This is a genomic window from Acinetobacter sp. ANC 4862 (assembly GCF_004336635.1).
Lineage (GTDB): Bacteria > Pseudomonadota > Gammaproteobacteria > Pseudomonadales > Moraxellaceae > Acinetobacter.
In genome coordinates this window covers 23,386-37,690 of record NZ_SJXH01000035.1, presented here as the reverse complement: position 1 = coordinate 37,690, position 14,305 = coordinate 23,386, and the positions used below count along the sequence as shown (strand labels likewise).

Sequence of the window (14,305 nt, the reverse complement as noted above, 5' to 3'; positions counted from 1 at the left end):
TAAGAATCGCCAAACTGCCTGTGTGGTTGCGAAACTCGTTTTTTGGGCAGAGGCAATATCTTTAATTGCAGGAGCAAGTGAAGCTAGAGGATTCATATTGAGCTTTACAAGGCTATTGTAGCGTTTAATAAGACGCAGATCTAAGCCAGAGATGTTAAATTGAAGAGCATGCTCCTCAATTTAACGCAAAACATGAGAATTGTGTAGATACCTATGCTCTATAGAGAGGTCGCATATGATTTCATGGCTGTTCATCGGTTTAGTCGTAACTATTTTATTGACACCAGGCCCAACAAATACCTTGCTTGCATCATCTGGAATTCAGGTCGGTGTGCGCAAATCATTGCGACTTATTCCGGCAGAATCAATCGGTTATTTAATCTCAATTAGCGTTTGGGGAATTATTATTGGTACAGTTTCAAGTCAATTTCCTATTCTCCCGATATTTTTGAAGTTATTAAGTGCACTGTATATTATTTTTCTCGCTATTAAACTCTGGAAAACAGCAGATATTGAAGCCAGTTATAATCTGCCGACCATTCGTGCACGTGAATTATTTTGTGCAACCTTATTGAACCCTAAAGCATTACTGTTTGCTTCTGCTATTTTCCCAAGTTCAGCATGGTTAACACTGAATAATTATCTGGTTCATATTGGCATGTTTCTCATTTTAATTGTGCCAATTGCTTTGTTTTGGACTTTTATCGGTTCTATCTTGGCCACTAATAAAGTACGTTGGCTGAATCAATCTAACTTGCAAAAAACCGCTTCTTTGGTTTTGGTCAGTTTCTCTATTCCACTCGGATATTCTGCTCTTTTAAGTCTTTGAGATGAGGCGATGAAAATACGCATTTTGTAAAAAATGACATCATCGCCTGATCATCATTTCCATTGTAGTCAATTTCAGTTAAAGTACAGCGCAATAATTGATTTAACTATTTTTGGATTGAAAGAATGGCAATTAAGTCTGATCGTTGGATTCGTGAAATGAGCGAAAATCACGGCATGATTGAACCGTATGCAGAAAACCAAGTACGTTATGACGAAGCAGGTGAAAAACTCATTTCTTATGGCGTTTCAAGCTATGGTTATGATGTTCGTTGTGCGCGTGAATTTAAAGTATTTACCAATGTCCATTCAGCAATTGTCGATCCCAAAAACTTTGATGATAAAAGCTTTATCGATATTGAATCCGATGTATGCATTATTCCGCCAAATTCATTTGCTTTAGCGCGTACAGTTGAATATTTCCGTATTCCACGTAATGTTTTGACCATATGTTTAGGCAAGTCGACTTATGCGCGTTGCGGTATTATTGTGAACGTAACCCCGCTTGAGCCTGAGTGGGAAGGTCATGTCACCTTGGAATTTTCGAATACAACCAACTTGCCGGCGCGTATTTATGCGGGTGAAGGCGTGGCGCAAATGTTGTTCTTTGAATCTGATGAAGTATGTGAAACTTCATATAAAGACCGTGGTGGTAAATACCAAGGTCAGACTGGCGTGACACTACCGAAAGCATAATCAGTACAAATAATTGAATAAGCGGATCATTTTGATCCGCTTATTTTTTGTGAGATTCATTCATCGGAAACTGGGTTCATTTACCCGGTTTTTTTTGCAATTGGATCAATATTCAGCATAATAAAAAGTTGTACAAACTTGGTAAGAACATTGTTGTAATGACAAATAAATAAAAGAGATATACCAAGCTTAGGATGAATTAAAAATAATGATGCGGAGCATCTGATAAAAAGGAAGGTCGTGATGACTCAAAGTTGGAATAATGCAAGATTTAAAAAATCTTGTTTGGCGAGTTTAATCGCAGTTTTACTTAGCCCATCAATTTATGCACTTGAATCTTTATCAGATGAGCACCTTTCTGAAACAACAGGTGAGGGAATTGGTTTAAGCCTTGAAAACTTCAAAATGGTTTTTCAAGCACCAAGTGACCGTTCAACTGCATTGAATAATAACGCAACAGGTTATTACGACACATCGACCGGATCAAGTTATTCACGAGGTATTGTGAATCCTGGACAGAATGATACAGGTCTTATTCGTATTATTCCCACTGGTGAAAACTACCAACAATTATATGATACAGCGTTCGAAAAAAATTATTCTGCAGCCTACAATAGTACCTATCAAAATACAGTCACTACAAATGCGACAACGTATACAACGATTCAAAATAGTGTGAATAATGATCAAAATTTATATAATTCTAAATATAATGAATTTTATGCAAGTAAATATACAATTTATGAAAAAGCAGAAATAGATAAATATTGGGATAGAAGTAAACCTTTTAATGAATATCAAGCCTTTTATAATGCTAATATTTGGCGTGGGGCTACAGAAGCTGAACGTCGAACAATAGAAAAGATCAAAGCTGAAAAACCTGTTATTACTGATGCAACAGCTAAAGTTATCACAGATACCAGAACATGGATTGCTGCTGAAGCAATTAGGCAAGCTCAATTGTCTCAGAAAGATCCCATTGCTGAAGGGATTAAGGCGGGAAATGCTTCGGCTGTATCCTTAACAGCAGCACAAATCAGCAATAAAAGAACCAAGGCAGATATTTTCATTTATGGCTTGGCTTTATCCAAAAGTGATGGTTCATTAAGTACGCGTTATAGTAATCAGGGTTTTAACTGGGGCTCGACGGTTAACCCTTGGCTATTCCACGCAGGTACGGAAAAAGTAAGACAATTCAGTGCTACAGAAAAAGACCTCGGATATATCGCTTTAGAGGCGCCATTGGCTACCGTAGTAGCAAATGAAGCAGACAATAATATTAAACTGGGTTTCTGGACGGATATTTTTGCGCGCAGTTTTACTTCATCTAATTATGTCGATCCAAAGACTGGAGCGCCCAATGTACCGGGTGATCTGCTGGTTTCAGAGCGTTTAAGACTTCAATTTGTTGCCAATGGTTTAAGTCTCAATGGTTCTCAATTCCGCCTGTTTCAAACCTTCACTTCTCCGACAAAGGATTATAATCAAACTTTAGGGTTAGCCAGTCTTATTCGAATTAATACCAATGATACCCCCGAAAATTTAACCACGGCTTCTACGAATCTAGATAGCAAGGGAATTCGTATCAGTACCGCGGCAAAGAATGATCAATCGGATGGCACTGCCTCAACACCAGCGTTAAATTCGTCTACCGCACCCACCTTCCACGACTTGGAGGGTATGTATATTTATAGCCCAAATATTAACTTGATCTTGGGTACGATGGATCAGCCATTTATCGTGGCCTCAGATGGTAATAATATTATTCTGGAAGTCACACGTATTCCAAATGTACCTGAAATTTATAATAAAATTTATCAAAATTATGGTCCTACCTTAGGCACAACGTCTTTAAAAGGTTCAACTTGTAATGTTTATCAATGTGGTGAAGCGATCAAAAATGTATCGACTGATGCTTCTGCACTTTATCAAGGTCGTACAGCAACGCACAGCAGTATAGCCATTGGAAGTACTGAACGTATTCCGGGAACCAATCTATTGCGTGCGAAGCAAGACAATAACTCAACCGGTATCATGTTTAAAAATGCCAATGGTGATATTAAAAATTATGGATCTGCCGTTATTGATGGTGTTCTGATTCAACACCTTAAAATTAAAACAACCGGTCTGTAAGGGAGTACAGCAATGCTTAAGAAAATCACACTTTTTATGCTGTTGAGTTCTGCATTTACTGTACATGCAGGTCTTGAAGTCATGAGTCCACAAGAGCTTACAAATGCTGTGGGTCAAGGTGGGGCTGAACTGAGTTGGACTTTATCGTTAAACCATTTATATGCCACAGATATGACAAAAAATTCGATTTCCATCTTAGATGGTAATGGCAATCCAACCACAGTTTATTATTCACTTGATCCAAACGTATGTGGCGCAAACAAACAACTTTGTCGTTTAGCGATTGCACCAAATAATCATGTAGATGCTTTGGGCAATAAAAGATGGTTGGTGTTCAAAGGCATTCAAGGTACCTTGCAAATTGATCAATTTTCTATTGATGCTGTAACTGTCGGCAACAGCAGTAATGCAGCGCAAACGGCCATGCAAGTTAAATTTTATGATAATAAGCCATTAAAAATACGTAACTTAGGTTTTAGTACGGTCGGTGTTGAAACGGGTACAGGCACAGGAGCCAATGAAGGCTATGCCAATACATCCAGTTATACTACTTATACAGCCAAGACGACTCAAAATGATGGCTCTCTTACTAATGTTGAGACGAATGTTCCAACATTTGATAGGAATGCAGAGAAAGGATTCATGGGGCTAAATATGCATGGCAACTTACATATGTCGGGTAATTTAAAAATATTTAGCTATAACTGTACTGGTGGTGTAGGCATTCGTTGCTAGAAGCTTCAGTGCATAATAAGGATATAAATATGATAAAAACGACAATGAAGTTAAATGTGCTGACGGTATGTATATGTCTTGCGCAACAAGGATACGCACTAGAGCAAATTGACGAGAAAGAACTGAGTAATGTGACGGGCCAGGACGGTATTGTAATCACGCATGAAGTGTCGCGTGTCAAAGTTGAGCAAGCAAATTGGTATGATCCAAATCCGGCAGCAAATGTGCAAATGGGTTTAGGGCTACATAACGTGCAGATTGATGGGGTGAATAATAAACCTATTATCAGCCAAGTTGAACTTGATGTGGGTGGTGGAACATCTGGCGGTGCAGGGATTCGTCTTGCAGCTAGTGTAGCTCCATTTACAGCAACAGCAGATTTAGTACTGGTTAAAAACACCTGTAGTACCAATCCATGTCAGCAAGCAGCGAATAGTTTACGTACTCCAGGGGTTAAATCTAATCAAAGTTTAGGTACGCTTGGGATCAGTACATCTACACCACTGAATTTTGTTTTACAAACAACAGGTGGCTTGTTTAATAAGTATGCGAAAGCAAGTGTCGATTTTCAATTAAAAAATGCCACCATTAGTCATAAATTAGGCCTTAATAGCCTTATTTTTAATGATTTTAATTTTAATTTTGCTGGTGAAGGTTATATGTACATCGACCAAGACGAAGGGCTTGTGTTAAGTACATATAATGAAAATCAAAATCACTATGTTGATCTAAAACGCGTTACCGATACGACAGATGTTGCCACCGGGCGTACTGATGCAACGAATCCAGGGGTAAATATCGATTTACGTTATAATACTCCGAGCAATGAACGTAAAAATATTATGCGCTTAGGTGCTTCCGGTGCAGTAACGAATGCCAAATTAGCTTTGAATGGCAACCAAACAAAGGTTGCTAATTTTGAAGTCAATAACATGGTCAATGGCGTATTAACGAAAGAGGCTAAAACAGCATCAGGCTATAACGGTGCGGGAAATGACCCTGGACTTGTTGGCTCTGGCGGGTTGCATTTAAGTTTAGCGGCGGACTTCACCAATGCATCTGATACCAATCTTCCTGCGACGATGTCACCGACAACGCTTGAAATTGGGCATACGGGCAAAGGTAGTTATGCTATTGAGTTTTCAAATTTAAGACAGCTTACTACTCGGATCGCAGATGGCACATTACATAAGACAAATGCGTATATCGACTTTGGTGACATTTATATTAATACCATAACAACAAAAACCCTTGATTTCATTGTTAATGAAAATATTCAAAAAACGCTTGCTGTTACCAGTCCCATACTGAAACAAACTTTAACCACCGCAGCTAATCCTAAAGATGCTATTTTAATTGCCGTTCGTGGTATGGATTTCCAATCCATTGCAGCAAAAGCGCGCATTATTTCAGATAATTCGTTGCAAAAATTGAATGGGAATGGGGGAACATGGGGGATTGGTATTCCAATTTATAATCTGAATACCAATGTTGCATTGTCTGCGGGTACCTATGGGGCAGCCAACAAAAATGGAATTGCTTACAATGTTATGGCATCTACAGAGGGCTATGGCATAGATTCAAAAACAGGTTTACCAAGTACCACGTCTATTATATTAATTGATGGTCAAAATGGGGTTCATAGTGAGCCTGTTAATTATTATGCTGGTTTTCGAAATATAGATGCTTTTTTCCAGTCTGACGGCGTTATTGGGTATGAAAATGAAGGAATTTATATCCGTGCCGATAAGTTATTAATTGCTGCAAAAGCGGAACTTGCGATTGGTCAATTACCTGGTTCAAAATATAATTGTGCATCAGGCACTTACACTAAATGTGGTACTTATGTACCCCATGATAATTTTTCGAAGCGTGAAGATGTAATCACGAATATTGCTTTTAAGCTTGATGGCAGTGGGGAGTTGTTAATTATTCCAGGCATAGACCCAACAACTGAGAATCCCGATAGTAATTTCTTAGCCTTTGATGCAAATTTTAAATTTAGACCCTTAAGCACAGCTGAGGTCGCTGACGTCACAAACTTAGGTAGTTATTTTAGTCTTACCAATGAAGATATTGATATAGAAGGTAAATTAAAGACCTCTGCGATTCATTTTAACCGTATTGAAGGGGATCTTGCCATGAAAGCGAAAGTTCGTGTGAGTGTAGATACCATAACATTTGATAACCAAGTTAAATTAAATGCTAGTAATAACATTGCAACACCATTTAGAACCAATTTTGCCATGTCGACAAATGGCAATATGCAGAATATCACATCAATCGCACTGACGGGTGGCACAATTCGTAGCACTTTGGGCATCACACCACGTTAAAATCAGGAAGATATAATAATGAAAAAGAAATTATTAAGTGGTTTAATTTTTGCTGCATTGAATCTGACCCATTATAGTCATGCAATGATTGCATTAGATGACAGTGAATTGTCGAAAGTTGATGGACAAGCATTATTAAATTTAGAAAATAGTTCAGATGCATCTCAAGGTTTAAATTTCCATAAATTAAGTATTGCGGCATTAATGGAATTGAACGTTAATATTAAAACCTTGCAGTTGGGCTGTGGTGGAACCAATAATAGTTATAAAGTCGGTTGTGACATTGATATTTCAAATGTTTCACTAAGTGGCTTAAATACCGGTAGCGATGCCAATGGTAGTCCTACATTTGGTAGTGATGGTCGTGCAGCAACCAGTGCGTCAATTACCAACCCATTTATTGAGTTTGCGATTAAAGGTACTAGTGCTGCGACACGTGAAGTTGCAGGCTTTCGTCTAGGTGCACAAAATATTATGGGTTTACTGACTTTAGGTACTGAAAACTCACAAAATCCAAGTGATGGGATTCAAAGCTTTACCGGTTATATGAAAATGGCGCAAACGGCAGGTGAATCAAGAACCAAAGCCACCAAATTTGGCTTGACAGAAAGTGAAAAAATTTCAGGTAATTTAAAGGCATTAGGACAAACACGTAAATTTACCAGTAAGCCAATTACAAATGGTCAGCAGACAGAAGGTCATACGGGCATTACCGTGCCATCAATGAGAGTAGAGTTTGTTATGCCTGAAACGATTGTGACGGGTACACGTATGAAAGCTGCGACGGTGTCAGGTATTCGTTCAAGTATTGCCTCCATTCCTTTAGCAGCGCCGACTGCAGGTTTACCTGCCAATGTAATTGGTAACCCCAATTTTGCTAATGACCAACTTTTTGTGACCTTTGACCCATTGATTAGTCTTTTGGGCCTGAACGTAGGTGAGCATTCTTTCTTCAAAATGGATACAGGTTCTTCGCTTGATAACTTAAATATGGATATTACTTTCGTTCAAGCACTGAGTATGATTCACAATATTCCATTGAATGGAACAGGGGGATATCTATCATTACAGAATCAAAATATTCGTTGGCAAGGTGCTGATGCCGCGGATATAGCAAGACCAGGTTGGTGGATGTCATTTAAAGACCCCATTCAATTGGGCTATTTGCAAACACAAGATGAAGTCGATATTTCTTACGTACTGCCGCAAGTTGCTACAGCAATTTCAGACTTTTTATTAAAACCTGAAAACTTGATCAATGTGAGTTTGACTGAGGCTTTGGGAACAATTGCAGACGTTCCTGTGGTTAAAAAATTGAACATTAATGTGGGTGGTTTTACCAGCTATGACACTGGTCGACCTGCAAGTTTAACATTGCAGGACAAGATATTGAAAAACCAGTCGGTTCCTACAAATTGCTTTGGTGGGCATAAATTCTGTTAATTTCTTTGTTTCATAAAAAATCCCGCATTTAGCGGGATTTTTTATCTCAAATCAAAATTATTTCGCGATTTTCGCTAATAATTCTTCTTTAGAGATATTCACAGATTCAGCGTCAGTACGACCTTTATATTCAAAGGTGCCTGCATCCAAACCTTTCTCACCAATCACGATACGATGTGGAATACCCGTCAATTCAAGATCTGAGAATTTAACCCCTGGGCGTTCGTTACGGTCATCTAAAATCACGTCATAGCCCGCAGCTTGCAGTTCAGTATACAGTTCTTCTGCCGCAGCTAAAGCACGTGGTGATTTATGCGCGTTCATTGGCACAATCGCAACATCAAAAGGTGCAATCGCAGCAGGCCAGATAATGCCTTTGTCATCGAAGTTTTGTTCAATGGCTGATGCAACCACACGTGTTACCCCAATACCATAGCAACCCATCGTTACAACCTGCGGTTTACCATCTTCACCCAAAACTTTACAGTCTAAAGCTTCAGAGTATTTTTTACCGAGTTGGAAGATATGACCGACTTCAATACCACGTTTAATTTGCAGTGTACCTTTACCGTCTGGTGATGGATCGCCTTCAACCACATTACGCAAGTCATAAACTTCTGTGAATTTCGCATCACGTTCCCAGTTTACGCCAGTGGCGTGTTTATCTGCTTCGTTTGCGCCCGCAACAAAGTCCGACAATACTGATGCTGCACGATCCACAATCACGGTTAAACCTTTCTCAACTAAACCTTGAGGACCAATAAAACCTGTAGTTAAACCCAATGCAGAAATTTGTTCTTCAGTTGCAAAAGTTAAAGGTGCAGCAATAGCGGCATGTTTTTCCGCTTTAATTTCATTGAGTTCATGGTCGCCACGAAGGAATAATGCAACGACTGGTACATTGCCTTTTTCGTCTGCAATACCTTGAACCAATAAGGCTTTAACTGAATCTTTGGTTTCAGTTTTAAGGAATGCCGATACATCAGCAATGGTTTTTTGATTTGGCGTATCCACCAAAGTTAATTCTTTAGTCGGTGCAGCACGTTCACCAACAAGTACTGCTTCAGCCATTTCAACGTTGGCTGCATAGTCAGATTCGGTTGAGAAAGCGATATCATCTTCACCACTTGATGCCAATACGTGGAATTCATGTGAACCTGAACCACCAATCGAACCGGTGTCTGCTTGTACTGGGCGGAAATCCAAACCTAGACGAGTAAAGATACGGCAATAGGTGTCGTACATCACGTCATATGTTTCTTGTAATGATGCTTGATCTACATGGAAAGAATAAGCATCTTTCATGATGAATTCACGTGAACGCATTACACCAAAACGTGGACGAATTTCGTCACGGAATTTGGTTTGAATTTGGTAGAAATTGATTGGAAGTTGTTTGTAACTTTTCAATTCGTTACGTGCAAGATCGGTAATCACTTCTTCATGTGTAGGTCCAAGCACAAAATCGTTGTTATGACGATCTTTGAAACGTAGCAGTTCAGGACCATATTGCACAAAGCGACCTGATTCTTCCCACAGACTTGAAGGTTGAGTTACCGGCATGAATACTTCAAGTGAGCCAGCATGGTTCATTTCTTCACGTACAATCGCTTCAACTTTATTTAGCACACGTACGCCCATCGGCAACCAAGTGTATAAACCCGAAGCCAATTTACGAATCATCCCCGCACGTAACATGAGCTGATGTGAAATGACTTCAGCATCGTTTGGGGTTTCTCTTAACGTAGCAAATAAAAAGCGACTCGCGCGCATGGAAGCTGTCCTAAAAATTAAGCCTTGAAAGCCAAGATTATACAATAAAAAATGAGGTGAACATTTCTGAATGTCACCTCATTGTGATGTCATAAATTATGCCATGATTTTTCGTATTTGGCGCGTCATAAAATTCTTAAAGTCATCTAAGTAGGTAAAGATCACCGGTACGACCACTAAGGTTAATAGGGTAGAAGTAATTACACCGCCAATCACGGCATGGGCCATAGGTGCACTTTGTTCACCGCCTTCACCTAGGCCTAATGCCAGTGGAATCATGCCCATCACCATAGCACTGGTGGTCATTAAAATGGGACGTAAACGGGTTTTACCGGCAGCAATAATGGCATCAAAACGATCTTCACCTCGATCCATTGCTTTTTTGATGAAGTCGATCAGCAAGATGGCATTTTTAGTAACTAACCCCATCAGCATGATAATACCAATGATGGAGAATAGATTCATCGTTGAATTAAACAGGAACAAGGCAAGAAAGACCCCAATCAGTGATAGGGGCAGGGACGCCATAATCGCAGCGGGATGAATAAAGCTATTGAACTGTGATCCAAGCACAATATAGATGAACACAATGGAAAGGGTAATCGCAGTCATGGCATAACCTGCAGATTCAGCCATATCTTTATTCGCACCTTGGGTGACGAAACTATAACCCGGTGGCAAATCAAAGTTATCTTGAATCTTTTTAAGATCTTGCCCAATATCACCCGCAGGACGACCTGCAGTATTGGCTTTAACCAATACCTCACGTGCTAAATCGCGACGGTTAATTTGTGATGCACCCATACTTTCTTTAAAGGATGCGACACTTGCCAGTGGGACTAAAATAGGCTGACCTGAAGCATCGGTTTTTTGTGAATTTAAATAAAGATTTTCGATGTCACTCGGTAAGCTGCGTTTATTTTCGGTCAGGCGAAGATTGACATCATACGTTTCACCTTTTTCATCTTGCCAAGTTGTCACATCATCACCCGCAAGCAATGGACGAACCACATTGGCAATTTGATTGACTGAAAGACCTAAATCACTCGCAAGCAAGCGGTTAATATGAACGGTTAAGGTCGGTTTCGGTTCTTTAAGTGAGCTTTCCAGATCGACAATCCCGTTCACTTTAGAGATTTCTGCCAGGAAGCGATCTGAGATTTTTTGTAGCTCATCCAGTTCAGGACCTTTGATGGAAATAAGAACCGGCTTTTGCCCACCCGAGACCGTTTCATCGGCAGAAGCAACTGAAGTAATGGTAATACCAGCTACGCTTTGCAAGCGTTGACGAAACTCATTGTTGAGCTGTGTCAGGGTCTTATTACGCTCTAAACGAGGGGTTACACTCACCCGGATACTGACGTGGTTTTTACCCCGGTCAGTCACGCCGTTAATAATGCTGTAAGTGCTGAGGACATCCGGGTGTTGGCGAATAATATGCTCAACTTGCAATAGCTTGGCTTGTGAATATTCGAGTGATGCATCCACTGGGGTTTCAAACTTAATCCGAATTTCGCTTTTATCTGGAACCGGAACAAACTCTGTACCCACCAGCTTAGATAATCCTAATGCACCAAAAAGTGAGGCGACTGCAATCAGGAGTGTAAGAATGCGGAAACGCAGCGCCAGTTTTAACAGTTTTTCGTAGTAATGACTTAAATTATCGAGTTTGCTGGAGATCCAGTTAAAAAAGCGTTTGATTTTGCCGGGTTGCTTGTTTGGATCATGTTTTTCAACCCAATGTGCCGAAAGCATGGGGTCAAGCGTAAAGCTGACAAACATTGATATCAGCACTGCAGCACTAACGGTTACCCCAAATTGATAGAAGAATTTACCAATAATTCCGCCCATAAATGCAACGGGCAAGAATACTGCAACAATGGTTAATGTAGTGGCTAAAACTGCAAGCCCAATTTCTTTGGTTCCATCCAATGCTGCGGTAACATGGTCTTTGCCCATATCTGCATGACGGACAATATTTTCCCGAACCACAATCGCATCATCAATCAGTAGACCAATACTGAGTGAAAGGGCTAATAGCGTCATCATATTGATCGTGAAGCCAAATGCCCAAATAAAAGTGAGTGTTCCGAGTAAGGCAATCGGAAGGGTTAAGCCGGTAATTGTAGTAGAACGGAATGAACCTAAAAACAGCAACACAATCAGAACGGCTAAAACAGCCCCTTCAATAATCGTGCGTGCAACATCTTTAATGCTGCCGCGAATACTTTTAGAGCTATCCACCACGACTTTGGCAACGGTGCCTTGAGGTAATTGTTTTTCAATTTTCTCCATGGCTTTATAAGTGGCATCCACCACTTCAATGACATTGGAATCAGAACTGCGCAAGATATCAATCGCTACGGCTGTTTTACCATTTAAATAGGCGCTGGATTCTAAGTCCGCTTGGCTGTCTTCAATTTTCGCCACTTGTTTTAAGAAAATTGGTGCACCATTTTTATTGGCAATAATTAAATCGCCAAACGATTGTGGATGAAGCACCTTGGATTTGATTTCAACCACCAGTTCAGATGTTGGTTGTTTCAAAGTTCCGCCCGGAACTTCAATATTTTCACCTTTTAAGGTGTTGATGACCTGATCTATCCCAATGCCGAAGCTTTGTAGTTTTTGTGGTTCGACTTCAATACGGATTTGACGTTGTGCATCACCGAGTAAATTGACAGCGCCCACGCCAGTCACGGTTTGCAATTGCGGCACAATGCGTTGATCCAAATAGGAACTTAAGTCGCGTAACTGCATGGTGTCCGATTCAAAAACAATTGACATCACCGCATTGGCTGTTGGGTCATAACGCTCCACCACAGGGTCCTGAATTTCATCACGAAACCCGGCCGTAACGGTGGAAATTTTATCGCGAATATCCTGTGCTGCGACAGTAGACGAAACATCAAGATTAAACTCGACAATAATGGTCGACAGTCCTTCACTGGATTGTGAAATCACCTGTTTTAAGCCTGAAATGGTGTTGATTCTTTCTTCCAATTTCTTGGTTACTTCAGATTCAATCATTTCAGGAGATGCGCCAGGATAGCTGGTATACACCACCACAAATGGAAAATCGACATCCGGAAATTCTTCAACGCTCATCCGTTGCCAAGACGCGAACCCCAACACCAGTAAACACAACATCATCATGATGGTGAAAACAGGATACTTAACACTAATTCGGGTAAACCACATAACAGCAATCCTGTGCTTATTTTTATTTTTGAGTGATTATGACTTCTTGATGAATATCTTGGTCATTAAATTTAATACGGCTGATTTGGTCACCGGGTTGCAGTCCTTGAACCACGGCTAAATTGTCGCGATAGCGCTGTTCTAAAATGACCAGATTTACTTTTTCGATTTTTTTCTGGCGGATCACCCATACATAAGGTTTATCTTTCAGATTCTGGATCACATCCAACGGAATCAACTGGCCGTTAATTTGGGTAGAGGAAAGAATGCTCCCTTCAACAAAAGAACCAATACTGAGTGAGTTGATGGTTTCATTCGGTTTGGCAAAGAATTCAATTTGACGACTTGCAGGATCGGCAACAGGGGAAATACGGCTCAATACTGCCGTCAGTTGGGCAGGGTTCCCTTGAATAGTATATTCAATTTTTTGACCGACTTTTAATGCGGCCTGCATGTCACTGGGTAATTTGGCCTGTATTTCTAAATGATCAGGATCGACTATTTCAAATAGGGTTTGGCCAGCTGCAACCGTTTGCCCGGATTCAACCTCACGTTTGGTGATGACACCTGAGATCGGACTCAAGATGGTTCCATCGCGATCGGCTTTTTGAGCAATATTGACATTGGCCTGTTGTGCATGCACGTTTTCAAGTTGCGCCTGATAATCAACCGCTGCCTGTTCATATTCGACCTTGGAGATAAAACCTTGATCCAGTAAGCGCTTTTTTCGCTGCATCATGTTTTTTGCAAGACTGGCTTGTGCCTGAGTCGCGCTAAGATTGGCTTGAGTTTGCGCAAGACGTGCAGCATTATCTTGATTATTCAAGCGAACTAAAACCTGACCTTTTGAAACGGCTTGCCCCACTTGAGCACTCACAGCCGTTGCGGTCGCAGTCACTTGAGCCTGTATGCTGCTTTGATTCACTGCACGAAATGTGCCGGTAAATGCTGTTTTAGCAACAGAGACCCCATCCTTGACTAAAACTAAATCTTGTTGAATTAATTCAATTTTATTCGTGGTTTGAACCGGCTGTTCTATTTCATTTTTTTGACAAGCACACAGCAGCAGGCTCAGACAGAGGGTGCTATAGGTTAAATATTTGTTGTTGTGGCTTAATTTAGTTGTTTTTATAATACGCTGTCCAAATAGCATGCAGGTA

General features: G+C 40.3%; 9 protein-coding genes. 6 read left to right on the top strand and 3 right to left on the bottom strand.

What is annotated here, in order from left to right:
* Positions 1 to 235: 235 nt before the first annotated feature.
* The 6 genes from E0409_RS13510 (at position 236) to E0409_RS13485 (ending at position 8,171) form a co-directional block, all read left to right on the top strand.
* Positions 236 to 829, top strand: a complete 594-nt coding sequence (locus E0409_RS13510; RefSeq protein WP_131291630.1) for a LysE family translocator — start codon at positions 236 to 238, stop codon at positions 827 to 829.
* A 125-nt stretch (positions 830 to 954) separates the two neighbouring features.
* The gene (gene dcd / locus E0409_RS13505) at positions 955 to 1,524 is read left to right on the top strand and encodes a dCTP deaminase (protein ID WP_131291628.1); all 570 of its coding nucleotides are present in this window, start codon (positions 955 to 957) and stop codon (positions 1,522 to 1,524) included.
* Between the two features lie 243 nt (positions 1,525 to 1,767).
* Positions 1,768 to 3,657 carry a hypothetical protein gene (locus E0409_RS13500; protein ID WP_131291626.1) on the top strand — a complete coding sequence of 630 codons (1,890 nt, stop codon included), beginning with the start codon at positions 1,768 to 1,770 and terminating at the stop codon, positions 3,655 to 3,657.
* Positions 3,658 to 3,669: 12 nt separating this feature from the next.
* Complete coding sequence (locus tag E0409_RS13495) at positions 3,670 to 4,392, top strand: hypothetical protein (protein WP_131291624.1); 723 nt, start codon at positions 3,670 to 3,672, stop codon at positions 4,390 to 4,392.
* Positions 4,393 to 4,421: 29 nt separating this feature from the next.
* Complete coding sequence (locus tag E0409_RS13490) at positions 4,422 to 6,728, top strand: DUF6160 family protein (RefSeq protein WP_131291622.1); 2,307 nt, start codon at positions 4,422 to 4,424, stop codon at positions 6,726 to 6,728.
* A gap of 18 nt (positions 6,729 to 6,746) precedes the next feature.
* A complete protein-coding gene (locus tag E0409_RS13485) occupies positions 6,747 to 8,171 on the top strand; it encodes a hypothetical protein (protein WP_131291620.1) in 1,425 nt (474 codons plus the stop codon).
* 57 nt (positions 8,172 to 8,228) lie between these two features.
* Here the strand turns inward: E0409_RS13485 and E0409_RS13480 are convergent, their stop codons facing one another.
* The 3 genes from E0409_RS13480 to E0409_RS13470 all read right to left on the bottom strand — a co-directional run bounded on the left by E0409_RS13480 (position 8,229) and on the right by E0409_RS13470 (position 14,298).
* A complete protein-coding gene (locus tag E0409_RS13480; protein ID WP_131291618.1) occupies positions 8,229 to 9,944 on the bottom strand; it encodes a proline--tRNA ligase in 1,716 nt (571 codons plus the stop codon).
* A gap of 96 nt (positions 9,945 to 10,040) precedes the next feature.
* Positions 10,041 to 13,145, bottom strand: a complete 3,105-nt coding sequence (locus E0409_RS13475; protein ID WP_131291616.1) for an efflux RND transporter permease subunit — start codon at positions 13,143 to 13,145, stop codon at positions 10,041 to 10,043.
* Positions 13,146 to 13,167: 22 nt separating this feature from the next.
* The gene (locus E0409_RS13470) at positions 13,168 to 14,298 is read right to left on the bottom strand and encodes an efflux RND transporter periplasmic adaptor subunit (protein WP_131291614.1); all 1,131 of its coding nucleotides are present in this window, start codon (positions 14,296 to 14,298) and stop codon (positions 13,168 to 13,170) included.
* Positions 14,299 to 14,305: the final 7 nt, after the last annotated feature.